General features: G+C 73.0%; 22 protein-coding genes. 9 read left to right on the forward strand and 13 right to left on the reverse strand.

Translation table 11 applies throughout. The features are described from left to right. Positions 1 to 142 precede the first annotated feature (142 nt). The 5 genes from QA634_RS31795 (at position 143) to QA634_RS31815 (ending at position 5,043) form a co-directional block, all read left to right on the forward strand. Complete coding sequence (locus QA634_RS31795; RefSeq protein WP_012335938.1) at positions 143 to 706, forward strand: nitroreductase family protein; 564 nt, start codon at positions 143 to 145, stop codon at positions 704 to 706. A 180-nt stretch (positions 707 to 886) separates the two neighbouring features. Next, entirely contained in the window at positions 887 to 1,513 is a 627-nt protein-coding gene (locus tag QA634_RS31800) for a flavin reductase family protein (RefSeq protein WP_012335939.1), read from the forward strand. Positions 1,514 to 1,628: 115 nt separating this feature from the next. Continuing rightward, positions 1,629 to 2,660, forward strand: a complete 1,032-nt coding sequence (locus QA634_RS31805; protein ID WP_012335940.1) for a lytic transglycosylase — start codon at positions 1,629 to 1,631, stop codon at positions 2,658 to 2,660. A gap of 28 nt (positions 2,661 to 2,688) precedes the next feature. Next, on the forward strand, positions 2,689 to 3,909 hold the full coding sequence (locus QA634_RS31810) for a DUF2336 domain-containing protein (protein ID WP_012335941.1): 1,221 nt from the start codon (positions 2,689 to 2,691) through the stop codon (positions 3,907 to 3,909). A gap of 693 nt (positions 3,910 to 4,602) precedes the next feature. Next, a complete protein-coding gene (locus QA634_RS31815) occupies positions 4,603 to 5,043 on the forward strand; it encodes a MucR family transcriptional regulator (protein ID WP_026191024.1) in 441 nt (146 codons plus the stop codon). 244 nt (positions 5,044 to 5,287) lie between these two features. Here QA634_RS31815 and lpdA read toward each other — a convergent pair whose 3' ends face one another. The 5 genes from lpdA to QA634_RS31840 all read right to left on the reverse strand — a co-directional run bounded on the left by lpdA (position 5,288) and on the right by QA634_RS31840 (position 12,744). Beyond that, the gene (gene lpdA, locus QA634_RS31820) at positions 5,288 to 7,165 is read right to left on the reverse strand and encodes a dihydrolipoyl dehydrogenase (protein WP_012335943.1); all 1,878 of its coding nucleotides are present in this window, start codon (positions 7,163 to 7,165) and stop codon (positions 5,288 to 5,290) included. Positions 7,166 to 7,177: 12 nt separating this feature from the next. Next, the gene (aceF, locus tag QA634_RS31825) at positions 7,178 to 8,500 is read right to left on the reverse strand and encodes a dihydrolipoyllysine-residue acetyltransferase (RefSeq protein WP_012335944.1); all 1,323 of its coding nucleotides are present in this window, start codon (positions 8,498 to 8,500) and stop codon (positions 7,178 to 7,180) included. Between the two features lie 116 nt (positions 8,501 to 8,616). After that, entirely contained in the window at positions 8,617 to 11,286 is a 2,670-nt protein-coding gene (gene aceE / locus QA634_RS31830; RefSeq protein ID WP_012335945.1) for a pyruvate dehydrogenase (acetyl-transferring), homodimeric type, read from the reverse strand. 274 nt (positions 11,287 to 11,560) lie between these two features. Continuing rightward, entirely contained in the window at positions 11,561 to 12,313 is a 753-nt protein-coding gene (locus QA634_RS31835) for a YoaK family protein (RefSeq protein WP_012335946.1), read from the reverse strand. Between the two features lie 164 nt (positions 12,314 to 12,477). Beyond that, positions 12,478 to 12,744, reverse strand: coding sequence for a DUF6489 family protein (locus QA634_RS31840; protein ID WP_012335947.1), 267 nt, complete (start codon positions 12,742 to 12,744; stop codon positions 12,478 to 12,480). A gap of 495 nt (positions 12,745 to 13,239) precedes the next feature. Here QA634_RS31840 and QA634_RS31845 point away from each other — a divergent pair, with 495 nt between their 5' ends. Together QA634_RS31845 and QA634_RS31850 are read left to right on the forward strand one after the other, a co-directional pair. Next, positions 13,240 to 13,539 carry a GCG_CRPN prefix-to-repeats domain-containing protein gene (locus QA634_RS31845; protein ID WP_012335948.1) on the forward strand — a complete coding sequence of 100 codons (300 nt, stop codon included), beginning with the start codon at positions 13,240 to 13,242 and terminating at the stop codon, positions 13,537 to 13,539. Between the two features lie 375 nt (positions 13,540 to 13,914). Beyond that, complete coding sequence (locus QA634_RS31850) at positions 13,915 to 14,115, forward strand: hypothetical protein (protein WP_012335949.1); 201 nt, start codon at positions 13,915 to 13,917, stop codon at positions 14,113 to 14,115. Positions 14,116 to 14,139: 24 nt separating this feature from the next. Here QA634_RS31850 and QA634_RS31855 read toward each other — a convergent pair whose 3' ends face one another. From QA634_RS31855 to QA634_RS31870, 4 genes are all read right to left on the reverse strand, one after another. Beyond that, positions 14,140 to 14,583, reverse strand: a complete 444-nt coding sequence (locus tag QA634_RS31855) for a hypothetical protein (protein WP_012335950.1) — start codon at positions 14,581 to 14,583, stop codon at positions 14,140 to 14,142. A gap of 101 nt (positions 14,584 to 14,684) precedes the next feature. Further along, complete coding sequence (locus tag QA634_RS31860) at positions 14,685 to 14,939, reverse strand: hypothetical protein (protein ID WP_012335951.1); 255 nt, start codon at positions 14,937 to 14,939, stop codon at positions 14,685 to 14,687. Positions 14,940 to 15,028: 89 nt separating this feature from the next. After that, positions 15,029 to 18,640 (reverse strand): transcription-repair coupling factor, encoded by a 3,612-nt coding sequence (gene mfd, locus QA634_RS31865; RefSeq protein WP_012335952.1) that lies wholly within the window; start codon positions 18,638 to 18,640, stop codon positions 15,029 to 15,031. A 158-nt stretch (positions 18,641 to 18,798) separates the two neighbouring features. Beyond that, on the reverse strand, positions 18,799 to 19,095 hold the full coding sequence (locus QA634_RS31870; protein ID WP_012335953.1) for an FAD assembly factor SdhE: 297 nt from the start codon (positions 19,093 to 19,095) through the stop codon (positions 18,799 to 18,801). A 171-nt stretch (positions 19,096 to 19,266) separates the two neighbouring features. Here QA634_RS31870 and recG point away from each other — a divergent pair, with 171 nt between their 5' ends. After that, the gene (gene recG, locus QA634_RS31875) at positions 19,267 to 21,381 is read left to right on the forward strand and encodes an ATP-dependent DNA helicase RecG (RefSeq protein ID WP_012335954.1); all 2,115 of its coding nucleotides are present in this window, start codon (positions 19,267 to 19,269) and stop codon (positions 21,379 to 21,381) included. 21 nt (positions 21,382 to 21,402) lie between these two features. Here recG and QA634_RS31880 read toward each other — a convergent pair whose 3' ends face one another. Continuing rightward, positions 21,403 to 21,744, reverse strand: coding sequence for a hypothetical protein (locus QA634_RS31880; protein WP_012335955.1), 342 nt, complete (start codon positions 21,742 to 21,744; stop codon positions 21,403 to 21,405). 181 nt (positions 21,745 to 21,925) lie between these two features. Continuing rightward, on the reverse strand, positions 21,926 to 23,203 hold the full coding sequence (locus QA634_RS31885; protein ID WP_012335956.1) for an AMP-binding protein: 1,278 nt from the start codon (positions 23,201 to 23,203) through the stop codon (positions 21,926 to 21,928). Between the two features lie 248 nt (positions 23,204 to 23,451). On the opposite strand from QA634_RS31885, the gene QA634_RS31890 reads away from it, so the two are divergent. Continuing rightward, positions 23,452 to 24,213 (forward strand): invasion associated locus B family protein, encoded by a 762-nt coding sequence (locus QA634_RS31890; protein WP_012335957.1) that lies wholly within the window; start codon positions 23,452 to 23,454, stop codon positions 24,211 to 24,213. Positions 24,214 to 24,349: 136 nt separating this feature from the next. On the opposite strand, the gene hspQ is transcribed toward QA634_RS31890, so the two are convergent. Both hspQ and QA634_RS31900 read right to left on the reverse strand, forming a co-directional pair. Then, positions 24,350 to 24,697, reverse strand: a complete 348-nt coding sequence (gene hspQ / locus QA634_RS31895) for a heat shock protein HspQ (RefSeq protein ID WP_012335958.1) — start codon at positions 24,695 to 24,697, stop codon at positions 24,350 to 24,352. Between the two features lie 149 nt (positions 24,698 to 24,846). Then, on the reverse strand, positions 24,847 to 25,896 hold the full coding sequence (locus QA634_RS31900; protein ID WP_012335959.1) for an HpcH/HpaI aldolase/citrate lyase family protein: 1,050 nt from the start codon (positions 25,894 to 25,896) through the stop codon (positions 24,847 to 24,849). Positions 25,897 to 26,193: the final 297 nt, after the last annotated feature.

Genomic DNA, 26,193 nt, shown 5'->3' on the forward strand with positions numbered 1-26,193 from the left:
CGGTCGGCGGGCCGCGTGCCCGATCCCCGTGACGGTTTTCGGGCCGGATTGCAAAGCCCGCCGCGCGGCGCCTAAGAGGAGGGGCGGCGCGGCGGCCCGCCTTGCCCCGCCTCGTCTCTGGCTCATCCGCACTGAAGGTCCGATGAACGCGACTCTCGACTTGCTGCGCCGCCGACGCTCGGTCCCTCCCGCGCTCCTCGCCGGCCCGGGCCCGACGCCCGAGGAACTCGCGACGCTCCTCACCATCGCGTCGCGGGTGCCGGACCACGGCAAGCTGGCGCCCTGGCGCTTCCTGGTGATCGAGGGCGAGGGGGCGGCGCGGATCGGCGCGGTGATCGAGGCGGCCTACGCGGCGGACCACCCGGAGGCCGACGCGGCGCGGCGCGCCCTCGAGCGCGACCGGCTCGCCCAGGCGCCGCTCGTGGTCGGGGTGGTGTCGCGGGCCGGCCCCCACGTGAAGATCCCGGACTGGGAGCAGGTGCTGTCGGCGGGGGCGGCGGCGATGAACCTCGTCGTGGCGGCGAACGCGATGGGCTTCGCGACCGCCTGGCTCACCGAGTGGATCGCCTACGACCGGCGGGTGCTCGACGCGCTCGGCCTCGCGCCGCAGGAGCGGATGGCGGGCTTCGTCCATATCGGCCGCGCCGCCCAGGCGCCCGCGGACCGGCCCCGCCCCGACCTGGCGGCGATCGTCACGCGGGTCTGATCCGGGAGCCGCTGCGATCACGCGGATCCCGGATCATCCCGACGGCCCAGGATACGGACGCCTCGGGCCGTCGACCCGCTCGGATCGCCGATGCCGGGCCGAAGGCTCGTCCGCGTCGTCGCACCGGTGACCGCGGCGGCGAATAGTGCTTAGGCTCCGCCCATCCCCGGAGGCGCCCCCATGCACTACGACGCCGAGACCCGCCCGCTGCCCCACAACCCGTTCAAGGCCCTCGTCGCGCCGCGGCCGATCGGTTGGATCAGCGCGCTCGACCGCGAGGGGCGGCTCAACCTCTCGCCCTACTCGTTCTTCAACGGGGTCGCGGACAATCCCGAGATGGTGATGTTCTCGTCCTTCGGCCGCAAGGACGCGCTCGCCTTCGCGGAGGAGGGCGGCGAGTTCGTCTGCAGCTTCGCCAGCCTCGCCCTCAAGGACGCCATGAACAGGACCTCGGCGCCCCTGCCGCGCGGCGAGAGCGAGTTCGCCTTCGCGGGGCTCACCCCGGCGCCCTCGCGCAAGGTGCGCCCGCCCCGGGTGGCCGAGGCGCCCGCCGCCATCGAGTGCCGCTGGCTGCAGACCGTCCCGCTCGTGCCCCTGGGCGGCGGCGAGGCCCGCTACTTCATGGTGATCGGGCAGGTCGTCTCGATCTACGTCGACGACCGCTTCGTCACGGAGGCGGGCCGGGTCGATACCGGCGCCATGCAGCCGCTGATGCGGGGCGGCTACTTCGACTACTTCGCGGTCGACGGCCAGAGCCGCTTCGAGATGCGCCGGCCCGAGGGCGGCGGAGACGTGACGCGGCGCTGAGCGGCGGCCCGGCCCGTCCGGTTTCGGGACGCTTCAACCTTCATTTACCATGATCCGAGCATGGTGACCCTTGGAGACGGCACCCGCCCGGGCGGTGCCGCCCCGCCGGGGCGCCATGTTCCTGTTCACCACATCCCCCCCACCATCCCGCGAGGCCCCGCCGGCGCGCGCGGCGGGCGCCGGCCCGGTGGTCGAGGCGATCCGCCAGGGCGCGGAGAAGACCGGCACCGGCTTCGACTACCTCCTCGCCACGGCGCAGCGGGAATCGAGCCTCGACCCGAGCGCCAAGGCCGCGACCTCCTCGGCGAGCGGGCTGTTCCAGTTCATCGAGCAGACCTGGCTCGCGGTGCTCAAGCAGGACGGCCCGTCGCTCGGCCTGTCCTCCTACGCGGAGGCGATCACGCCGCGCCCCCAGGGCGGCTACACGGTGAGCGACCCGGCCGCGCGGCAGACCATCCTCGACCTGCGGCGCGACCCGGACGTGGCCTCCGCCATGGCGGGCGCGCTGACCCGGCGCAACCACGACGCGCTCCTCGCCGAACTCGGCCGCGAGCCGACGCGCGGCGACCTCTACGCCGCCCACCTGCTCGGGCCGCGGGGCGCCGCGACGCTGATCCGGTCGGCCCAGTTCACGCCCGCGCGGGCCGCCGCTGCCGACCTGCCCGAGGCGGCCGCCGCCAACCGTGCCCTGTTCTACGACCGCTCCGGCCGGGCCCGCGGCGCGGCGGAGCTCTACGCGCTGCTCTCCGCGAGCCAGGCCGCCCCCGCGCCCCCCGTGGCCGCCGCGGGTGCGGCCGCCGCGGGCGAGGCTGCCGGGAGCGAGGCCGCCGCCTACGCGCCGGCGCGCGAGACGGGCCTGCGCTCCCTGTTCCAGACCGAGGCGAGGCGCGGCCCGGTCTCGGACGGGGTGGCGCGGCTCTGGCAGGGGCGGGCGGGCGGGGAGCCCGCCGCCCCGAGCTACTTTCCGCGCTCCGACGACGATCCCGCGCCCGCGGCGCCCGCCGCCGCGGCGCCCCGCCCCGACCCCGCCCCGCCCACCCTGTCCGCCGCGCCGCTCCCGCCGGCCCGGCCGCCCGAATTCGCCGCCCGGCCGCCCGCGGCCGCCCGGCCCCTTGTCACGCTCTACCGCACCACCGACCGTCCCTGACGCCGCCACGCCTCCCGGATTGCCCCCGATGATGATCCGCCAGTTCCTGCTCTGGACGCAGCACGAATCCGCCGGCCGGCGGGCCGAGGCCGCCTCGTCCCTGGCGCGGGCCTACCTCTACGCGGACCTCGACCCGGAGGCGCGCTGGGAGGCCAAGACCGCGGTCACGGCGCTCCTCGACGATTCCTCGCCCCTGGTGCGCCGGGCGCTGGCGGAGGCCTTCGCCAACGCCGCCGAGGCGCCCCGGCCGGTGGTGGTGGCCCTGGCGCAGGACGTGCCCGAGATCGCCGCCCTGGTCCTGGCCCGCTCGCCGGTCCTGTCGGATGCCGACCTCGTCGATTGCGCGGCGATCGGCGAGGAGGAGGCCCGCTGCGCCGTCGCGGCGCGTCCGAACCTGTCGCCGATGGTCTGCGGGGCCTTGGCCGAGATCGCCGGGGTGCCGGCCCTGCGCGGCCTCGCGGCCAATCCGGGCGCCGCCATCACCCCCGGCAGCCTGCTGCGCATGGTCGAGCGCCACGGGGAGGACGGGGGCCTGCGCGAGGCGCTGCTCGCCCGGCCGGACCTGCCGCTGGAGGTCCGCCAGGCCGTGACCGCCCGGCTCGCCCAGTCGCTCTCGGACTTCGTGGTCGGCTGCGGCTGGCTCAGCCCGGATCGCGGCGAGCGCGTGGCGCGCGAGGCGCGCGACCGGACCACGCTGGGCCTCGCCGAGGGGGCCGCCCGGGAGGACCTGCGCCGTCTCGTGACCTACCTGCGCCGGAACGGCCAACTCACCGCCGGCCTGGTCCTGCGGGCGATGCTGTCCCGGCGCATGGCCTTCACGGAGGCCGCCCTGGCGGATCTCTCGGGCCTGCCGCCGGCGCGGGTCGCCGGCCTGCTCCTCGACGGGAGCGGCCAGGGCTTCTCCGCCCTCTACCGCCGGGCCGGCCTGCCCGCCTCCCTCGAACCTGCCTTCGCGGCGGCGATGTCGGCGTGGCGCGAGGAGGCGCAGGGCTTCACCGAGGAGAGCGGGCCGGCCCTGTCCCGCCGCATGATCGAGCGCGCGGTGACCGCCTGCGAGCGCCTGCCCTTCGCGGAGAGCCACGCCCTGGTGGCGCTGCTCAACCGCTTCGAGGCCGAGGCGGCGCGCGAGGAGGCCCGGGTTCTCGCCCAGAGCCTCGCCACCGAGGCCGCCGTGGCGGCGGTGCTGGACTCGATCCCGGCCGCCCTCATCGAGAGCTACCGTCAGGACCGCCTGCGCATCGCGGCCTGACCCCGCGGCCGCGCGGCGCGGCCCGCGCGGGCCCGCCGCGGGCCGTCCGGGCCGGCCTCCCGCAGGGTTAGGGCGGCCGGTGCGGCGCCGGGTCTCAGAATCCATCGCCGCGTCCGGCCCGGACGAGCGGACGGACGCGTCGCGCTCCGCCCGGCGCAGGTCAATCCGGACAAGCTGAAGTCAAGACTCGGGCCTGACCCGCCGCGGCGGCATCTCTTCGTGCACCTGATGGACGAGGGTGAGTACCGTCATGGGGCGCGCAAGTTTGCTTCTCTCATCTTCCCTGATTGCGCGGCCGCGGGTCGTCTGCGCGGCGGCGCGCGGCCGGTGAACTCCTCTGGTCGCCGGGTCGGAACAGCTGCGCGAAACCTGTGCCTTGACCGGTTCCAGGGCCAAAAGAACGGGGATGAATTTCTTACAAATTTTGCTGCAACCATAACAGAAACATACAACCTAAGGTTTGTTTTTCTCCGCCCTTTCGCAGGGATCGTCCACAAGAACTACGTATCTGGGGCAGCAATGTTTCGTTCTCCATCTTGCGGGATGGGGCAAACGGAGCGAACACATCTGCTGCGCACTCCCGGGTAGTGCATTCGCACCGTCAGGAGAGCGCCCAAGGAGACCAAGAGGGCCGACCGTCGACGCCTCGTGCGGGGACGGGCCCGGCCCCATCAACCTGACGGACGGATCTGGATGATGACTGACGTGGACGGCCAGGATGCGGACCCTGAGGATCTCGTCGCCCTGACGGCCGACATCGTGTCGGCCTACATCTCGAAGAATTCAGTGCCGGCGGCGGACCTGCCCGGGCTGCTGACCTCGATCCACGGCACGCTGCAGGCGCTGGTCCTGCCGCCGCCGCCCGAGCCGGCCAAGCCGGTGCCGCCGATCCCGATCAGAAAAACGGTGACGCCGGACGCGATCATCTCGCTGGAGGACGGCAAGCCCTACAAGTCGCTGAAGCGGCACCTGACGACCCGCGGGCTCACCCCCGAACAGTACCGGGAGAAGTGGGGCCTGCCGCCGGACTACCCGATGGTGGCGGCGAACTACGCCGCGCAGCGCTCCGAACTCGCCAAGAGCATCGGGCTCGGCCAGCAGCGCAAGAACCGCGTCCCGCCGCGCAAGGGCTGACGCGGGTGGTGCGGGCCGCCCGCTCGGCGGGCGGCCCCACGTCGCTGCGCGGACGACCCGCTGCGGCCGCCCGCTCGGCGGGCGGCCCCACGTCGCTGCGCGGCCGCCGGCTCGGCGGGCGGCCCGGCCTCGTGGCGCCGGAGGACGAGGCGCTGGCCGCCCGCTCGGCGGGCGGCCTCGCGTCCCTGCGCGGACGACGAGGCGCGGGCCGCCACGCGCGGCGGCGCGGCGGCCGCCCGACTCCTCAATGGGCGGCGCGCTTGGGCATGTAGAGGTCGGTGATCGTGCCCTCGAAGGCCTCCGCCGCCATGCCGACCGTCTCCGACAGGGTCGGGTGCGGGTGGATGGTCAGGCCGATGTCGCTCGCATCCGCCCCCATCTCGATGGCGAGCGCGGCCTCCGCGATCAGGTCGCCCGCCGAGGGGCCGACGATGCCGCAGCCGACGATGCGGTCGGTCGCCTCGTCGAACAGCACCTTGGTCAGGCCCTCGTCGCGCCCCAGCGACAGCGAGCGCCCGCTCGCCGCCCACGGGAAGCTGCCCTTGCCGACCTTGATGCCCTTGGCCTTGGCCTCGTTCTCGGTCAGCCCGACCCAGGCCACCTCCGGGTCGGTATAGGCCACCGACGGGATCACCTTCGCGTCGAAGAACGAGTTCTTCCCCGCCGCGGTCTCGGCCGCGACCTTGCCCTCGTGCGTCGCCTTGTGGGCCAGCATCGGCTGGCCGACCACGTCGCCGATGGCGAAGATGTGCGGCACGTTGGTGCGCATCTGCTTGTCGACCGGGATGAAGCCGCGCTCGTCCACGATCACGCCCGCCGCCTCCGCCCCGATCAGCTTGCCGTTCGGTCGCCGCCCGACCGAAACCAGGATCTTGTCGAAGGTGTCGGTGGCCGGCGCGGACCCGCCCTCGAACGTCACCTTCAGCCCCTCGGGCCGGGCCTCGACCGCCGTCACCTTGGCCTTGAGGTGAATCGCCTCGTATTGCTTGCTGATCCGCTTCATCAGCGGCGTGACGATGTCCTTGTCGGCCCCCGGGATGATCTGGTCCATCAGCTCGACGATGGTCACCTTGGCGCCGAGCGCGTGGTAGACGGTGGCCATCTCCAGCCCGATGATGCCGCCGCCGATCACGAGCAGGCGCTGGGGGATGCCGCCGAGTTCGAGCGCCCCCGTGGAATCGATCACCCGCGGGTCGTCGTGCGGGATGAACGGCATCTGGATCGGTTCGGAGCCCGCCGCGATGATCGCCTGGTCGAAGCCGATGATGCGGGTCTGGCCCTCGTGCTCGACCGCGATCTGGTGCGGGCTGACGAAGCGGCCGGTCCCGGTCACGACCGTCACCTTGCGCTGCTTGGCGAGGCCCTGCAGGCCGCCGGTCAGCTTCTTGACCACGCCCTCCTTCCACGACCGGAGCTTGTCGATGTCGATCTGCGGGCTCGCGAAGCTGATGCCGTGCGCCGCCATGCCGTGGCTCTCGTCGATCACCTTGGCGGCGTGGAGCAGGGCCTTCGAGGGGATGCAGCCGACGTTGAGGCACACGCCGCCGAGGGAGGCCCAGCGCTCGACCAGCACCACCTTCTTGCCGAGATCGGCGGCCCGGAAGGCGGCGGTGTAGCCGCCCGGCCCGGCCCCGAGCACCAGCACCTCCGCCCGCATCTCCTCGCCGGAGACGGGCGCGGCCGCCGCCGGGGCGGGCGCCGAGGCGCCGTTGCCGCGCGCCGCACCGCTGGCCGCGGCTCCCTGGGCCCCGGCTCCCTGGGCCCGGGCTCCCTGGGCCGACGAGCCGTAGCCCGCCTGGCCCTCGCCGGGCGCGTGCCCGGCCCCGCCCGCGGCGGGCGCCGCGGGTCTGTCGGGCGTGGCGGGCTTCGCCGCCCCGGCGCCGGCCGCCGCGGCCAGCACCAGGATCAGGTCCCCTTCCGAGACCTTGTCGCCGGGCTTGACCTTGATCTCCGCCACCGTGCCCGCCACCGGCGAGGGCACGTCCATCGTGGCCTTGTCGGATTCGAGCACGATCAGCGTGTCGTCGACCGCGATCGTGTCGCCGGCCTTCACCACCACCTCGATCACCGGCACGTTCTTGAAGTCGCCGATGTCCGGCAGGCGGACCTCGTTGCTGCTCATCGCGCGGGCTCCTCAGATCACGAGCCGCCGCACGTCTTCCAGGACGTGGGCGAGGTGGCGGGTGAAGCGGGCCGCGAGCGCCCCGTCGATGACGCGGTGGTCGTAGGAGACCGAGAGCGGCAGCATCAGGCGCGGCTTGAACTCCGACCCGTCCCAGACCGGCGCCATCCTGGAGCGCACGACGCCGAGGATCGCCACCTCGGGCGCGTTGACGAGCGGCGTGAAGGCGGTGCCGCCGATGCCGCCGAGCGACGAGATCGTGAAGCTCGCCCCCTGCATGTCGCCGCTGCCGAGCTTGCCGTCGCGGGCCTTCTTCGACAGGGCGCCGAGCTCCTGGCTGATCTCGCCGATGCCCTTGCGGTCGGCATCCTTGACCACCGGCACCACGAGCCCGTCGGGCGTGTCCACCGCCACCCCGATATTGTAGTAGCGCTTGAGGATCAGCGCCTCCTTGTCGGGCGACAGCGAGGCGTTGAACTCCGGGTGCTGGCGCAGGGCCGAGACCGAGGCCTTGATCAGGAAGGCCAGCAGCGTGACGCGGTAGCCCTTGTCCTTGGCGGTCTTGTCGAGGTCCTTGCGGTAGGCTTCGGTCTCGGTGATGTCGGCCTCGTCCTGGTGGGTGACGAGGGGCACGTTGAGCCAGGCCCGGTGCAGGTGCGGCCCCGAGATCTTCTTGATCCGGGCGAGCGGCTTGGTCTCGGTGGGGCCGAACTTCGAGAAGTCGACCGCCGGGATCTCCGGAATGCCCATGCCGCCGCCCGCGAAGACCGCGCCGGAGGGCGCCGGGGCGGCCGAGCGGGTGAGGTGGCCCTTCACGTCCTCCTTGGTGATGCGGCCCTTCTCGCCGGTGCCCTTGATCGCGTTGAGGTCGACGCCGAGCTCGCGGGCGAGCCGCCGCACGGCCGGGCTGGCATGGATCTGCGAGAAGTCCGGGATACCCGCCCCGGAGGCCGCCGGGGCCGGAACCGGGGCCGGCGGCGCCGCGCTCTCGGGCGGCTCCTGCTTGGCGATCAGGGCGGCGGTGTCGGCCGGGGCGGCCCCGTTGCCCTTGCTCTCGCTTTCGCTCCTGGGCGCGCTCGTCGCGTCGCCCTTGGCATCGCCCTCGCCCTTGAGCAGCAGGATCGGGTGACCCTCGCTCACCTTGTCGCCGATCTTGATCAGCAGCTTCTCGACCACGCCGCCGGAGGGCGCCGGCACCTCCATGGTGGCCTTGTCGGATTCGAGCGAGATGATCGGGTCGTCCGGCCCGATCGTGTCGCCCTCCTTCACGTGCACCTCGATGATCGGCACATCCTTGAAGTCGCCGATATCCGGAACCTTGACCTCGGTCGCCACGACGTCTCTCCCGTCACGTCACTGGGTGGGCTGGATGGGACGCGCGGGGCGCGGACCGCGGATCCCTCGCCCGCGGGCGAGGGATCCGCGGCCTGCGCGCCGCGCGGGGGCCGGACTCACACCGTCCAGGGCGCCGGCTTCTCCGGATCGAGGCCGTACTTGGCGATCGCCTCCGAGACCTTCGCGGTCGGCACCATCTGGTCCTCCGCGAGGCTCTTGAGGGCCGCCACCGCCACCCAGCGCCGGTCGACCTCGAAGAAGTCGCGCAGCCGCACCCGGTAATCCGAGCGCCCGAACCCGTCCGTCCCCAGCACCTTGTAGCGGGCGGGCACGAAGGGGCGGATCTGGTCGGCGAACAGCCGCATGTAGTCGCTCGCCGCGATCACCGGGCCGGAGCGGCCCGACAGGCAGGTCTCGACGTAGGATTTGCGCGGGGTCTCGTCCGGGTGGAGCATGTTCCAGCGCTCCACCGCCATCGCCTCGCGGCGCAGCTCCGTGAAGCTCGGGCAGGACCAGATGTCGGCCACGATGCCGAAATCCTTCTCCAGGAGTTCGGCCCCGGCGATGACCTCGCGCAGGATCGTGCCCGAGCCCAGGAGCTGCACCCGCGGGCCCTTCCCCTTGCCCTCGCGGAACAGGTACATCCCCTTGATGATGCCCTCCTGCGCCCCGTCCGGCATGCCCGGATGGGCGTAGTTCTCGTTCATCACGGTGATGTAGTAGAAGACGTCCTCCTGCTCGCCGTACATCCGGCGCAGACCGTCCTGCACGATCACCGCCACCTCGTACGAGAAGGTCGGGTCGTAGGAGACGCAGTTCGGGATCGTGGCCGAGAACAGGTGGCTGTGGCCGTCCTCGTGCTGCAGCCCCTCGCCGTTGAGCGTGGTGCGCCCGGCCGTGCCGCCGATCAGGAAGCCGCGCGCCCGCAGGTCGCCCGCCGCCCAGGCCAGGTCGCCGACCCGCTGGAAGCCGAACATCGAGTAGTAGATGTAGAACGGGATCGTCGGCGCGTTCGAGTGCGAGTAGGAGGTCGCCGCCGCGATCCAGGACGACATCGCCCCGGCCTCGTTGATGCCCTCCTGCAGCATCTGCCCGTTCTTGTCCTCCTTGTAGTACATCAGCTGGTTGGCATCCTCGGGCCGGTAGAGCTGGCCGACCTGGCTGAAGATGCCGAACTGGCGGAACATGCCCTCCATGCCGAAGGTGCGGCTCTCGTCGGGCACGATCGGCACGATGCGCTTGCCGATCTCCTTGTCGCGCAGGAGCGTGTTGAGCACCCGCACGAAGGCCATGGTGGTGGAGATCTCCCGGCCCGCCGTCTCCTTGAGCTGCGCGTCGAAGGCCTGGAGCGGCGGGATCGCGAGGCTCTCCGACTTCCGCCGCCGGGCGGGGAGCGGCCCGCCGAGGGCTTGGCGCCGCGCCATCAGGTAGCGGTGCTCCGGCGAGCCCTCGGGGAAGCGGATGAACGGGATGCCGGAGACCTTCTCGTCCGAGAGGTCGATCTGGAAGCGGTCGCGGAACTGCTTGAGGACCGCCTCGCCCATCTTCTTCTGCTGGTGGGTGATGTTCTGGGCCTCGCCGGCCTCGCCCATGCCGTAGCCCTTGACGGTCTTGGCGAGGATGACGGTGGGCTGGCCCTTGTGGTTCACCGCGGCGTGGTAGGCCGCGTAGACCTTGCTCGGGTCGTGGCCGCCGCGGGTCAGCCGCCAGATGTCGTCGTCGCTCCAGTCGGCGACCAGCGCCTTGGTCTCCGGATAGCGGCCGAAGAAGTGCTCGCGGATGTAGGCGCCGTTCTTCGACTTGAAGTCCTGGTACTCGCCGTCGACGCACTCGGCCATCACGCGGGCCAGCATGCCCGAGGAATCGCGGGCGAGCAGCTGGTCCCACCCTGAGCCCCACAGCACCTTGACGACGTTCCAGCCCGCGCCGCGGAAATTGGCCTCGAGTTCCTGGACGATCTTGCCGTTGCCGCGCACCGGCCCGTCGAGGCGCTGCAGGTTGCAGTTGATCACGAAGACGAGGTTGTCGAGTTTCTCCCGCGCGGCAAGCGAGATCGCGCCGAGCGACTCGGGCTCGTCCATCTCGCCGTCGCCCATGAAGGCCCAGACCTTGCGACGGTCGGTGTCGGCGAGGCCGCGATGGTGCAGGTAGCGGAGATACCGCGCCTGGTAGATCGCCATCAGCGGCCCGAGGCCCATCGAGACGGTCGGGAATTGCCAGAAATCCGGCATCAGCCAGGGATGCGGGTAGGAGGACAGGCCCTTGCCGCCGACCTCCTGGCGGAACGAGAGCAGCTGCTCCTCGCTGAGGCGCCCTTCGAGGTAGGCGCGGGCGTAGATGCCCGGCGAGGAATGGCCCTGCACGAAGATCAGGTCGCCGCCATGCGTCTCGTCGGCGGCGTGCCAGAAATGCATGAAGCCGGTGTCGTAGAGGGTCGCGGCCGACTGGAAGCTCGCGATGTGGCCGCCGAGCTCGGAGGATTCCTTGTTGGCCCGCAGAACGATCGCGATGGCGTTCCAGCGGATCGCCGAGCGGATGCGGTGCTCGATCGCCCTGTCGCCCGGGTGGGGGGGCTGCGCCTCGACCGGGATCGTGTTCAGGTAGGCGGTGTTGGCCGAGTAGGGGACGGGGGCGCCCTTCTTGCGGGCCTCCTCGATGACCTGCTCGATCAGGAAATGCGCCCGCTCGGGCCCCTCGACTTCGAGCACCCCGTCGAGGGACTCGAGCCATTCCCGGGTCTCGATGGGGTCGGGATCGCGCGGGTCGCGTTCGCGGCTGCGTTCCACTCGTCTGTCCTCCCTCGTTGGTCCCGCGGCCGCCTTTCGGGGGCGTCCGGCGGTGTCCGGCCCGCATCGAGCACAGGCCGTGCCACCACTCACGCTATTGGACCAGCGAGGAAGTGCAAGGGGTTGCGAGTGCTCCCGGCCATCGTCGTTCCGGAATTTCGGAATGGAACCGAAACGCTGTCCGGAAGTTCAGACCGTCGCGCATGCCGCCCGGCCGCTCGCGAGGCGGCCGGGATGTCTTCGCGCGCGGCGAGGCCGGGCGTGCGGACAACGTTCAGAAACGTTCGGCCGTGCGGAGCCGGGAGACGGGCCTTGCGTCGCCCGGCGCGTCCGGGGCGGGCGCCGTGCCGGCGACGAGCGGGCTGCCGGGCCTGGCGAGCGTGAGGAGCGTGACGCCGACCGCCAGGACGGCCGCGAGGCTCGCCGGAAACAGGAAGGCGCGCTCGTCGAACTGGCCGTGCAGCAGGCCCCCCACCACCGCCCCGGTGCTGAGCGCGCCCCAGAGCGGCGCCTGGATCCAGAAGGACTTGGCCGGCTTGTGGAGGAGCAGGTTGGCGAGCCCGGTGCCGAAGCGGACCACCGCGCCGGTGACGTAGGTGAGGGCGAGGCTGCGCCCGTCCTCGTCCTGGAGCGTGGCGTTCTGCATGCCGAGCGCGAAGACGACCGGGTAGGCGTGGACCGGGAAGGCGAAGGGCCCGGGCGGCATGACGAGCCCGATGGTCAGGAAGCCGGCCTGCAGGCCGAGCAGCACCGGCAGGCGCCAGCGCCCGGCCCAGGCGGCGATCACCGTGCCCACGAAGGCGCCGAAGCAGAACACGGCGATGACGGAAGCGACGCGGGTCGTGCCGTCCCAGTCCCCGTGCGCCGCCGCCACGCCGAAGCGGGTGGTGTTGCCGGACATGAAGGACATGAAGAGCTGCGAGAATTGCAGGAAGCCGATCGCGTCGGCGCATCCCGCGAGGCCCGACAGGGCGAGGGCGAGCGGGATGCGCGTGGTCGGGCTGGCGGGAAAGGACTTGTCGTGCATGGGATCTCCGGTTCCGGCCCAAAACCGCCGGAGCCGTCGCACGTTCCCCTAGGGCGGGGCGGGCCGGATGCCGCAGCCTTCCTCGGGATTAGAGTCCGTCATGGGCCGGAGCAGGAAATTCCCCTCGGGCAGGTTCGACCGCCGCGGCACGCCCCGCCCCGCCCTCACTCGTTGCGGGCCGGCGGGGAGGACCCGCCGCCGAAGCCCTGCTGGAACATCTTCAGGAACAGGGACTGCATCTGGTCGGCGTTCTGGGGAAACAGCGAGAACCAGCTGCGCATGATCGTGTCGGGGGAGAAGCGCTCCATGTCGGCGAGCATGCGCCGCTCGACCTCGGCCATCACCGCCGCCTGCATGGGCTCGACGTTCGGGAGGCCGACGAACTGGCGCGCTTCGAGCGGAGTGCAGTCGACCTCGACGCGGAACTTCATGACCACCTTCCCTCAAGAGCGCGCGGCGCCCCGGATCACACAGGGGCATTCCCGTCCTTTTGTAAAGGGCGCGGACCGGGATTCGCCCGAAACCCCTAGTTGATATGGATCAACGCGGGCTCGGTCGCGCCCGGCGAGGATCGCTCGTCGGCCCGCTTCGGCTTGGTGGCGAAGGGACGACGACGGGCCGGGTCTTGCTGGACCGGGGGGACCTTCGAGCCCGGCCCGCCTCTTCGCCCCATTTCTCCAGCAAGCTCGTCCTATGTGAACAGCGCGGCCGCTCGCCCCGTGCGAGAGGAGTTCTGCCGCGCCGATCGTCCAGCCCCTCTCCTGACGGCGCGGCGGCGGGCCGGGCTCCTCGTGTCCGATTGCGCCAAACCCGGCCCGCCCCTTCCCGGTGACATTCGGCACATTCGTCTGGGCTGCCGAAGACTATTCCTTCTCTTGTTCCTGCTTCGCGATGCCGCGAATGGATAATCGAGAGGAGATGTCACCATGATCAACACCAAGGTTCTGGCGCTGGCCGTGGTCGCCGGCGGTCTCGGGTTCGCTTCGGCGGCGAGCGCCGCGCCGGGCGCGGTGGCGCCGGCCGGCCTGATCGCGGGCGACGCCCAGGTCCAGACCGTCGCGTATGGCTGCGGCCCGGGCTGGGCTCCGAACGCCTGGGGTCACTGCCGCCCGTTCTACCGTCCCTACGGCTACGGCTTCTACCGCCCCTACCGCCCGGTCTACGGCTACGGCTACGGCTATCGTCCCTGGCACCCCCATCACGGGTTCGGCCTCCGCTTCTTCTGAGGCCCGCTTGGCGGGCCCTCACGGCGGCCCGCTTGGCGGGCCCTCACGGCGGCCCGCTTGGCGGGCCCAGGGCGGCGTCCCGCCGGGCGGGACGCCGCCACCGCGCGCGGCGGCCGGGCGGCGGGGCAGGGGCGGCGCTCCCCAGGGGTCCGGGTCGGGGCGGCGAGTCGCGGGTGACGTCGCGCGCAGGCCCGACCCGCCCGCGCGGGGAGACCGGCGCAGCCGCGGCTCCTCAGAATCATGTTGATAACGGGGACAAGTGGCCCGACTCGGCCGGCTCCCCCGCGCGGTGGCGCGGCTGTCGCATCCCGTTCACGGGCCGGGCCCTGTCAGTCTAGGGCCCGATTGTGCGAGGCGGAACCTTGCGAGGCGGCCATGGAGTTTCGGGTCGAGCAGGAAGGACCGGGGAAGTGGGGCTGGCGCCTGCTCGGGCCGCGCGGCGCGACTCTGCTGCGCTCGGACGAGACCTACGGCAGCCACGTCCAGGCCTCGGCCGCCGCGACCGCCTTCGCGCGCCTCGTCGCCCAGGCCTCGCGCCGCATGACAGCGCCGGGGCCGCTCGGCGCGGCGCCGTAGCGGCCCCCATCGCGGCGCCCCCGCTCAGCGGATCAGGCAGGCCTCGTTCGCCCCCGGGCCCAGGACGATGTCGCCCTGGCGCGGCGCGTTGACCGCGAAGGGGCCCGTGCCCTGGAGTCCGAGGAAGCCGCGCCCGAACGTCGAGGCCAGGACGTTCGTGCCGATCTCCACGTAGCAGCGGTCGAGGACGGCCTCGTAGGGGACGTGCAGGTCCGCCACGACGCTGCCCGCCGGCCCGCAGGTGGCGAGGAGGTCGAACTGCCCCGGCGCCGCGAGCCGCACGGTGCGGGAATGGCCGGGCGGCAGCACGAAGGCCGGCCCGCCGTTCTGGCTTCCCACCAGGGTCAGCGCCGAGCGGTTGGTGATCCGCCTCGTGCAGCCGGCCTGCGCCGCGTCGAGGCCCGCCGGCAGCAGGACGAGCGCCGCCAGGGCGGCGCGGAGCGGACGGAGGCGGGAGGCAGCGCGCATGTCAGGGATCCCTCGCCGTGGCGGCCCGCGGCCCGGGTCCGCGACGGTCAAGCCTATTTGCCCCCGAAACGGGGCGAGTGCAAACCGGTTCCGGCGCAACTTCAGCGGCAGCCGGCGCAGATCGTGCCGTCGATCGCGTCGTCGCGGCGCTCCTCGCGGGTGCGGCCCTCGATGCCCCGCTCCAGGGCGCGGTCGTCGCCCCGGGGCATCGTCCGCCCGCTCGAGCTCGTGTGCGGCGCCGTGATGGTCGAGCGCGGTCCGCCCCCGGTCCCGGTCCGGTCGGCGTCGGATTGCGCGCGGGCGGCGGCGGGCGCCAGGAGCGCCCCCGCCAGCAGGAGGCTCGTCGCGGATCTCACGGGGTTCCTCCACCTCGGATGGAGCCCCGAGTGTCGTTCAACCCCGGATCGATAACAACCGCCCCGATCGAGGGCCGCGCGGCTCCGGATCAGGCCGCCTTGCGGCGGCTCGTCAGCTTGGTGAGGTCGCGCAGGATGGCGGTCGTCTCCTTCAGCCGCTCGGCCACCGTGTCGAGGTTGCGGATGAACACCACGCTCATGTCCGGACGGACCTTCGCGAAGGAGCGCTGCTCGGCGATGTAGGCGGCGAGCCGCGCCGGATTGGCGAAGGCGCGGTCGCGGAAGTGGAACACGATCCCCTTCGGCCCGGCCTCCACCTTCTCGACGTTGGTCTCCCGGCACAGGATCTTGATCGTGACGATCTTGAGGAGCTGCTCCACCTCGGGCGGGAGCGGGCCGAAGCGGTCGATCAGCTCGGCCCCGAAGCTCTCCAGCTCCGCGTCGCTGTCGAGGGTGGCGAGGCGCCGGTAGAGGCCGAGCCGCACCGACAGGTCGGAGACGTACTCCTCCGGCATGGTGACCGGGGCGCCGAGCGCGATGGTGGGCGACCATTGCTCGTCGGCCGGCACCGCCTTGCCCTCCTTGAGGGCCGCGACCGCGTCCTCCAGCATCTGCTGGTAGAGTTCGTAGCCGACCTCCTTGATGTGGCCGGATTGCTCGTCGCCGAGCAGGTTGCCGGCGCCGCGGATGTCGAGGTCGTGGCTGGCGAGCTGGAAGCCCGCCCCCAGCGTGTCGAGGGATTGCAGCACCTTGAGCCGCCGCTCGGCCTGCACCGTCAGGGCCTTGCCCTCGGGCGTGGTGAAGAGCGCGTAGGCGCGGGCCTTCGAGCGGCCGACCCGGCCGCGCAGCTGGTAGAGCTGGGCGAGGCCGAACATGTCGGCCCGGTGCACGATCAGGGTGTTGGCGGTCGGGATGTCCAGGCCCGATTCGACGATGGTGGTCGAGAGCAGGATGTCGAACTTGCCCTCGTAGAAGGCCGTCATCACGTCCTCGAGCTGGCCGGCCGGCATCTGCCCGTGCGCGATCCCGACCTTGGCCTCCGGCATCTCCCGGTCGAGGAAGCGCTTGACCTCGTCGAGGTGCTCGATCCGCGGCACCACGTAGAAGGCCTGGCCGCCCCGGTAGCGCTCGCGCAGCAGCGCCTCGCGGACGAGCAGCGGGTCGAAGGGCGTCACGAAGGTGCGCACCGCCAGCCGGTCCACCGGCGGCGTCGCGATGATCGAGAGTTCGCGCACCCCCGTCATGGCGAGCTGCAGCGTGCGCGGGATCGGCGTCGCCGAGAGGGTGAGCACGTGCACCTCGGCGCGCAGGGCCTTGAGGCGCTCCTTGTGGGCGACGCCGAAATGCTGCTCCTCGTCGATGATGATCAGGCCGAGGTCCCGGAACCCGATCGTCTTGGCGAGCAGGGCGTGGGTGCCGACCACGATGTCGACCGTGCCGTCCGCGAGCCCCTCCCGCACCCGCTTCAGCTCCGCGCTCGACACGAAGCGGCTGGCCTGGGCGACGTTCACCGGCAGGCCTTTGAAGCGCTCCGCGAAGGTGCGGTAGTGCTGGCGGGCGAGCAGGGTGGTGGGCACCACCACGGCGACCTGCCTGCCCGAGATCGCCGCCACGAAGGCGGCGCGCAGCGCCACCTCGGTCTTGCCGAAGCCGACATCGCCGCAGATCAGCCGGTCCATCGGCCGCCCGGCCGTGAGGTCGCCGAGGGTCGCGGCGATCGCCGCCTCCTGGTCCTCCGTCTCCTCGTAGGGGAAGCGGGCCGCGAACTCGCCGTAGGTGCCGTCCGGCGGCACCAGCTTCGGGGCGGGGCGCAGGAAGCGCTCGGCCGCCACCTTGATGAGCGCGCCCGCCATTTCCAGGATGCGGCGCTTCAGCTTCGCCTTGCGCGCCTGCCACGCCCCGCCGCCGAGCTTGTCGAGGGGGACGTCGGCCTCCTCCGAGCCGTAGCGGGTCAGGAGCTCGATGTTCTCGACCGGCAGCAGCAGCAGGCCGCCATTGTACTGGATCTCCAGGCAATCGTGCGGCGCGCCCGCCGCCGTCACGGTCTTGAGCCCGGTGAAGCGGCCGATCCCGTGATCCGCGTGGACCACGAGGTCGCCGGGGCTCAGCGCCTGCACCTCCAGGATCACGTCCTGGGGGCGCTTGGCCTTGCGCTTGGGCCGCACCAGCCGGTCGCCCAGGATGTCGCCCTCGGCGACGACCGCGAGGCGCTCGATGGTGAAGCCCGCCTCCAGCCCCCAGACCGCCACCGCCACGTCCTGACCGCGCTTCAATGCCAGCGTGTCCGACAGGCGGGTGACGGTCTTCGGCTTGGGCAGGCCGTGATCGGTCAGCACGCCGCAGAGCCGGTCGCGCGAGCCCTCCGACCACGCCGCCAGGATGACGTGGTGGCCCGAGCCCTGCAGGGCGCGCACGTGCTGCACCGCCGCGTCGAAGACGTTGACGCCCTCCTGCGCCCGCTCGGGCGCGAAGTTGCGGGCGGGCTCGGCCTCGCAATCGACGATCGGGCGCCCGGGGCTCTCCGGCACCGCGAAGGGGGTGAGGCGGGCGACGCGGGCGCCCTCGACCCGCTTCGCCCACTCGGCCGGCGAGAGGTAGAGCGCGTCGGACCCGAGCGGCTTGTACGGCGCGACGCCGGGCTGCGGCGCCTTCAGCGCCTCGCAGCGGGCGTCGTGATACTCCTGGACCTGGCCGAGCCGCTCGCCCGCCGCGTCGTCCACGTCCTTGTCGAAGACCAGGGGCACGCCCGCCAGGTAGTCGAACAGCGTGTCGAGCCGGTCGTAGAAGAGCGGCATCCAGTGCTCGAGCCCGGCCGCGCGCCGCCCCTCGCTCACCGCCTCGTAGAGCCGGTCGTCGCGGGTCGCCGCCCCGAAGGCCGCGACGTAGCCCTGGCGGAAGCGCCGGATCGTCTCGGTGGTGAGCTGCACCTCGCTCATCGGAACGAGGTCGAGGGAGCGCAGCTGCCCGATCGTGCGCTGGGTCTCGGGATCGAAGCTGCGGATCGATTCGAGCGTGTCGCCGAAGAAGTCGAGGCGGACCGGGTTGGGCAGGCCCGGCGGCGAGAGGTCGATGATGCCCCCGCGCACCGCGTACTCGCCGGTGTCGCGCACGGTGCCGGTGCGCAGGAAGCCGTTGGCTTCGAGCCAGGCCACGATCTTGTCGGTGTCGACCGCGTTGCCGACCGCCGCCGAGAAGGTCTCGACCGCGATGCGGTCGCGGGCCGGCACCCGCTGCACCAGGGCGTTGACCGTGGTCACGACGACGCGCGGGCGCTCCTCGGAGCTGCGCGTGCGGGCCAGCCGCGACAGGGCCGTCATCCGCTCGGCCGCGATGGCCGGGTTCGGCGAGACCCGGTCGTAGGGCTGGCAATCCCAGGCCGGGATGCTCAGCACCTCGATCTCGGGCGCCACGAAGGCGAGCGCGCCCGCGAAGGCCGCCGAGCGGGTGCCGTCCCGGGCGACGTGGACGAGCGCGGCCGGGCCCTGCGAGGCCCGGCTCTGCGGATCTTGGCCGAGCACCCGCGCGAGGTCGGCCACGACCAGGGCGTCGAACCCGTCCGGGACCCGGGCGAGGGTGGGGCTGTCGCCCCGCCGCAGCGCCTCGACGGCCCGGGTGAGGGCGGCGGATTTGGGAAGCGCGAACCGGGCGACCGGCGGCTTGGAAGGCGGCTTGGAAGGCGGGTTGGGATCGGCTTTGGCCATCTCGAACGAATCTCGGGAATCCGGGGCTGCGCGGCCCCTGCGGGGCGGGGGCGGGTCCCCTGCAGGGCGAGGCGGGCCCCCGCGGGGGAGAGCTTCGCCCGCAGGAGGCCCGCGCGGCCCCTCACCCGCGCCGAAGGGGCCTCGCTCCCTCGGATTCCTCAGGTGTGGATCGGGGCGCCGTGCTGGTGGAAGCCCTTCAGGCGGCGGAAGACGGGGGTGTCGTAGTTCGACGGGGCCTCCTCCTCGCCGCTGATCCAGCGGAAGAGGTCGCGGTCCGGCACCTCGATCAGGCGCTCGAAATTGTCGAGCTCCTCCTCCGTGAGGGTGCCGATCTCCGCATCGGCGAAGCGGCCCATGATCAGGTCCATCTCGCGGATGCCCCGGTGCCAGGAGCGGAACAGCGTGCGGCGGCGGCGCGGATCGAGGTCGGCGCTGCTGCGGGTGGTGCCGGTCATCGTCGGGTCCCGAAGCGCAACGGGGGAGATCCGCAGGGCCACGCGGCCCGCGCGGATCGGTCTCGTATATGGGAGATGCCGCCGCCCGCGTCATCCCGCATCGTCGCAGGGCCCTCCGGGCCCGCCGCGCTCGTGTATACCGCCCCGGTCCCGCTCCTCGCCCACCCCCGCATGTCGCTTCGTCCCTCCCTGCTCGATCCCCTGTTCGCGCCCGCGACCGTGCTCCTCGGGGCGGGGCCCAAGATGGCGGCGCTGCTCGACAGGCTCCTCGGCACGCCCGAGCACCCGGCGCGGGTGGTCGACCTGCTCTTCCACCTGCCGCACGGCGGCGTGGCGCGGCAGCTGAAGGGGTCGATCGCCGAGGCGCCGACCGGCGAGCCGGTGACGCTCTGCGTCACCGTCGTGGCCCATCGCCCGCCCCAGACCGTCGGCGCCCGCAGGCCCTACCGGGTGCTGGTCGAGGACGGGAGCGGCGACATCAGCCTCGTCTTCTTCAACATGCCCCGCGCCCGCATCGAGAAGATGCTGCCGGTGGGCGCGCGCCGCTACGTCTCGGGCCGGATCGAGCTCTGGGACGGCTTCCGCCAGATGGTCCATCCGGCCCGCATCCTCGACGACAAGGGTTTCTCGGACCTGCCCGCCGTCGAGCCCCTCTACGGAGCGACCGAGGGCCTGACCTCGCGGGCGATCGGCAAGCTGGCGCAGGGCGCCGTCGAGCGCCTGCCGGACCTGCCCGAGTGGCAGGATCCGGCCTGGCTCGCCCGCCAGCGCTGGCCCGGCTTCGCGCAGGCCCTGCGCGCCGAGCACCGGCCCGACGCGCCGCCGCCCGCCGAGGGCGAGCCCCCGCCCGCGACGCGCCGCCGCCTCGCCTACGACGAACTCCTCGCCTCGCAGCTCGCCCTGGCGCTCGTGCGCAGCCGGATGCGGCGGCCGCCGGGGCGGATCAACGCGGGCGACGGCGACCTCTCGCGGCGGATCGAGGCGGCGCTGCCGTTCCGGCTCACCGGGGCGCAGATCCGCGCGCTCGCCGAGATCCGCGGCGACATGCGCTCCGACCGGCGCATGCTGCGCCTGCTCCAGGGCGATGTCGGCTCGGGCAAGACCGCGGTGGCGATGCTCGCCATGGCCTCGGCGATCGAGGCCGGGCGCCAGGCGGCCATGATGGCGCCGACCGAGATCCTGGCCCGCCAGCACGCCGAGCGCCTGCGCCCCCTGGCGGAATCCGCCGGCCTCTCCCTGGTGCTGATGACGGGCCGCGACCGCACCGCCGAGCGGCGCGCGACCCTGAAGGGGCTCGCCGAGGGCTCGATCGCCATCGCGGTCGGCACCCACGCCCTGTTCCAGGAGGAGGTGGCCTTCCGCGATCTCGGCCTCGCCGTCGTCGACGAGCAGCACCGCTTCGGCGTGCATCAGCGCCTCGCCCTCGGCGCCAAGGGCGAGGCGGTGGACATCCTGGTGATGACCGCGACGCCGATCCCGCGCAGCCTCGCGCTGACCTATTTCGGCGACATGGAGGTCTCGGTCCTCGACGAGAAGCCGGCCGGCCGCCAGCCCATCGCCACCCGCCTCGTCTCGACCGAGCGGATCGACGAGGTCGTGGCCGGGCTGGAGCGGGCGCTCGCCCGGGGCGAGCGGGTCTACTGGATCTGCCCCCTCGTCGCCGAGTCGGAGGTGATCGACCTCGCCGCCGCCGAGGAGCGCTGCGCCGACCTGCGCCAGCATTTCGGCGCCGCGGTCGGCCTCGTCCACGGCAAGATGCCGGGGCGCGACAAGGACGAGGCGATGGCGCGCTTCGCCTCCGGGGAGACCCGCATCCTGGTCTCGACCACGGTGGTGGAGGTGGGCGTCGACGTGCCGGAGGCGACCATCATGGTGATCGAGCACGCCGAGCGCTTCGGCCTCGCGCAGCTCCACCAGCTGCGCGGCCGGGTCGGGCGGGGGGCGGCCGCCTCGACCTGCCTGCTCCTCTATCGCGGGCCGCTCGGCCAGGTGGCGCGGGCGCGGCTCGAGATGATGCGCGAGACCGAGGACGGATTCCGCATCGCCGAGGAGGACCTGCGCCTGCGCGGGGAGGGCGAGGTGCTGGGCACCCGCCAGTCGGGCCTCGCCGCGTTCCGGCTCGCCCGGCCGGAGGTGGACGGCGACCTCCTGCTCGCGGCCCGCGACGACGCGCGGCTGATCGTCGAGCGCGATCCCGGCCTCGCGGGCGAGCGCGGCCGGGCGCTGCGGGTGCTGCTCTCCCTGTTCGAGCGGGACGCCGCCGTGAGGCTGCTCGGAGCGGGGTAGGGGGCGCCCGCCGCGGGCGCCTCAGAGGTCGGGCTCGTTCAGCACCCGCGTGCCGATCCGGCTCTGCAGGTCGATCGGCCCGCCATTCTGACCGCCGGCCTCGTCGATCACGATCACCGGGATGCCGGCCGTGCGCATCTGCTCGCGCAGGCGCTCGGCCATGGCGCGGAACGACCCCGCCTCGCGCGGGGGCACGTGCAGCAGGACCGCCGCCGGCCGGGGGATCACGGCCAGAACGTCATCCGCGGCTTCGAGCGAGGCGGTCACGCTCGCGTAACCCAGCCCGGCCAGCTCGGCGGAGAGAGCCCGATCGATGGCGCGGTGGCCATCGTCGACGACGAGAACTTTCTGCAGCGCACCCATGAGGCAAGTGGTAATCCGTCGCGCGCCTCTCGTGAAGGCGCCGCAGCATCAACTCGGATAGCCACCAAAGGTTCACCGCGGTGCGGCGCGGGGCTCCCGGCCGCGCGGCGCGCGGGACCGCCGGGCCATTCGCTAAGGCCCTGGTGAACCAAGCGTAAGCGGCGCCGCGAGCCGCCCCGTCTCAAACCGGCTCCAGGGCCGTGGCGACCCCGCCGAGCCGCGTCGCCCGGAAGCGCGACACCGTCCACTCATCCACACTTTCGTTGCGGGCGATGCCGCGCTGCAACACGCGCGCGGAGGCGGCCGGCCCCCGAACCGCGAGGCGCCCGTCCGGCTCGCGGCGAAGCTGCAGGAGGCCGCCCGCGCCGGCGCGCTCCGGCGCGGCCAGCATGAGGGCGACGTCCTGCGCGTCCCGGCGGCCGGCCACCAGGGCGAGCTCGTCGAGCACGACGACGTCGGTGACGCCGCGCCGCCCGGGCGCGCGGCCGCTCAGCCGGACGGGCGCGCGATGCACGAAGACGAGGCTGCGCAGGCGGGCGGGCACCTCCGTGCGGCCGAGGCCCGGCTCCATCCAGCCGGGCGCGACGAGATGCGTCGGGACGTCCCGCGCCAGCGTCGCCGCCAGGGAGGCGCTGTCGAAGACCGGGTGCGATTCCAGGGTCGCCCCCGCCAGCAGGGCCGCGGCGAGGCCGGGCACGAGGCCGCGCAGGTCGGCGGGCGGGAGCAGGCTGACGATGCGGTCGCCGGGCTCGATCCGGGCCGGGACCAGGAACTGGGCGGTCGCGGCCGTCAGCCCGTCGCCGTCGCGCAGGACCGGCCGGGGCGTCTCCTCGCCCGCGAAGGTGACGAGGCCGGCCACCTCGGCGCTGCCGAAGGCCGCGTCGGCCCGGTGGTCCAGCACCAGCCGGTCGATTCCCAGCACCCCGTCCGGGACGTGGGGACCGAAGGCGGCGACGAAGCGCAGGGGGAAGTAGCGCGCCGCGACCCGGCACAGGCGCTCGGCGGGGCGGTCCTCGCCGATCTGGCCCTGGGTGATCACGGCCTGGACCTGCGCCGCCTCGACGGCCTGGAGCAGGCGCGCCTCGTCCCAGGTCACCGGCAGCAGGCAGGGCAGGTGGCCCGCCTGCTCGATCGCCAGCAGGGCGAGGTGGCTCTCGGTGATCCCGGCCATGCACAGGCCGACGGGGCTGCGCGGCGGCAGGCGCAGGGCCTGCAGGCCGGCCGTGAGCCGCGCGGCGATCTCGCGCGCCGCCGCGAAGGTCCAGGTAATGGCGGGGCGCCCGCACCAGCTCGGCTTGTCGGGCTGGTCGATCAGGGCGATGCGCTCGGGATGGCGGTCCGCCGTGGCGGCGAGCAGCGCCGCGAGGCCGAGCGACCGCGCCGGCGCCGCCCCGGGCTCCCGCTCCGCCCCGGGGCGCGAGGCTCCCGCGTCCCGCATCACCGCATTCTGAGCCGCCACCGCGCACCTCGCCCGTCCGGCGCCACCCTCGCCGCTCGTGGTTAAGATCGGTTGAAGATGGCTCTCGCCAGGGCGGCGCCCCTGCGCTAAGGGCGGCGCCGGGAGGTCATGTCTTCGCCTCAATCGGCGGGGAAGCAGGCGCCCGAAGGTCGAGCGAGGTCGCCGGCCCCGCTCCCCACACCGTCCACACGCCGCCCGCGCGGCGCACGGCTTCAAAAAACCAAGCCGAACCGAGGGGTTCCCAGCTGATGTTCTTCGCGACACGTCCCGCGCGCCCGCACCAGGCCGCCCTCTGTCTCGCCCTGGCCGGGCTCGGGCTCGGCCTCGCGACCGGCCCCGTTCTGGCCCAGCCGAAGAAGCCCGCTCCCGCGCAGCCGGCGGCCCCGGCCCCGGCGGCCCCCGCGCCGCAGGGCGCGGCCCCGCAGCAGACCGGCCCGCAGATCGTGACCGTGAAGTCCGAGCCGTCCCAGACGGAATGGACCAAGGTCTGCGGCAAGGACCAGGGCAGCAACGCCGAGGTCTGCTACACCACCCGCGACTTCGTCTCCGAGCAGGGCCAGCCGGTTCTCGCCGCCGCGATCTACGACCTCAAGGGCGCGCAGGGCAACGTGCGCGTCGCCCGCTTCCTGCTGCCGCTCGGCCTGCTGCTGCAGCCGGGCATCCTGTTCTCGGTCGACCAGGGCCAGTCGACGCCGGGCAAGTACGCGGTCTGCTTCCCGAACGGCTGCTTCGCCGAGGTGGCAGGCCTGAAGGACGACCTCATCGCCGCCCTCAAGAAGGGCACGACCCTGAACCTGACCGTGCAGAACCAGGCGCAGCGCCCGGTGACCTTCGCGGTGCCGCTCGCGGGCTTCGGCAAGGCCTTCGACGGCCCGCCGATCGACCCGAAGGTGCTGGAGGAGCAGCAGAAGAAGCTGCAATCCGAGCTGGAGCGCCGCAGCGAGGAGATGCGCAAGCAGCTCGAGGCCCAGAAGGGCGGCGCCCCGGCCGCGGCCGCCCAGCCGAAGTGAGGGGGGGCCCGGCAGGGACGAGGACGGCCGGGCGGCGACGCCCGGCCTTTTTCATGGGCGCCTTTCATCGGCGCGTGTCATGGGTGCGTGTCATGGGCGGCGTCCCGCGCGGCGGGCCGGAGGCCGGGGCGCCGGCCTAATTCGCGGTCTCGGCCCGCATCCGGTAGGTGCCGGTCGCCGCGTCGTGCACGAAGAGGTCGGGGATGCGGGCGTGGCGCAGGGCCTCGCCCGAGGTGTCGGGCACGAGGTTCTGCTCGGAGACGTAGGCCACGTACTCGGTGTCCTGGTTCTCGGCGAGCAGGTGGTAGAAGGGCTGGTCCTTGGCCGGCCGCACCTCCTCGGGAATCGCCAGCCACCATTCCTCGGTGTTGTTGAATACCGGGTCCACGTCGAAGATGATCCCGCGGAACGGGTAGATGCGGTGGCGCACCACCGCCCCGATGTTGAACTTGGCGCGGCGGATCGCGACGGGCGGCGGAGACATGGCGGGGCCCATGGCGGGACTGACGGCGGGGTCGGGGGGACGGGTGTGCATCGCGCACAGGTAGGTGCGGCGGCACCGGCTTTCACCGGGCCGCCATGCCGCATCATGCCACAGGACGCGCGTCCCGGGGAGCCTCGGAGGCCGTCGCCTCAGAGCCCGTAGCTTTTGGCGAGGTCGGGATCCTTGGCGGCGACGAGCCGGGCGAGGTCCACGATCACCCGCGCCTGCTTCCAGGTCGCGTCGTCCTGCATCTTGCCGTCGATCATCACGGCGCCGGTGCCGTCCGGCATGGCCGCCAGGATGCGCGTGGCGAACGCGACCTCGGCCGGGTCCGGCGCGAACACCGCCTTGGCGATGGCGACCTGGCTCGGATGCAGCGTCCAGGCGCCGGCGCAGCCCATCAGGAAGGCGTTGCGGAACTGCGCCTCGCAGGCGGCGGCGTCGGAGAAGTCGCCGAAGGGGCCGTAGAAGGCCTTGATGCCGTTCGCCTGGCAGGCATCGACCATCTTGGCGATGGTGTAGTGCCAGAGATCCTGCTGCGCGCTCGCCCGCGCGGCCCCGCCCTCGGCCGGGTCGGCGAGGACGCGGTAATCCGGGTGGCCGCCGCCGACCCGGGTCGTCTTCATGCCGCGGGAGGCCGCGAGGTCGGCCGGGCCCAGGCTCATCCCGTGCATGCGCGGCGAGGCGCAGGCGATGGCGTCGACGTTGGCCACGCCCTCGGCCGTCTCCAGGATGGCGTGGACCAGGATCGGCTTGGCGATCCCGGCCCGCGCCTCGAGCTGGGCGAGGAGCTGGTCGATGTAGTGGATGTCCCAGGGCCCCTCGACCTTGGGCACCATCACGACGTCGAGCCGGTCTCCGACCTCGCCGACGATGTCGATCAGGTCGTCGAGGATCCAGGGGCTGTTGAGGGCATTGATGCGCGTCCACAGGCCGGTGCCGGCCGCCGCGAAGTCGGTGGCCTTCGCCATGGCGATGAAGCCCTTGCGCGCGGCGAGCTTCTGGTCGGCCGGGACCGCGTCCTCCAAGTTGCCCAGCACCACGTCGACCTGGCTGGCGAGGTCCGGCACCCGAGCCCGGACCTTGTCGTTGTGGGGCGGCACGAAGTGGATCATCCGCTCGAGGCGCACCGGCAGGTCGCGGAACGGGGCGGGCGCCCCGGTGGCGAGGGGCTGGAAGAAGCGGCGCGGCAGTTTCATGGCGTGATCTCCTGGTGGGGGTCGGGTCCCGTCGGGGGCTTCCCCCGGCCCGAGCCCTGCGCCGCGCGGGGCGGGGAGGCCCGTCCGCCGCCCTGGCTCGCCCGCGAGGGTTAGTGCATGCGCTGCGCCAGCGTAAAGACGCGGGCGCTCCGCCGATGGTCGGGGGCGGACCGGCGGCCGGGAGCGGAGCGTGGATGTCCAGGGATTGTTCGATCTCTTGGCCCCGTTCTTCGGGCTGATCGCCGTCGGCTGGGTCTCGGGGCGCTTCGTGCCGCGGCCCGAGGGGCGGCGGGCTTC

This window comes from Methylobacterium sp. CB376 (genome assembly GCF_029714205.1).
Lineage (GTDB): Bacteria > Pseudomonadota > Alphaproteobacteria > Rhizobiales > Beijerinckiaceae > Methylobacterium.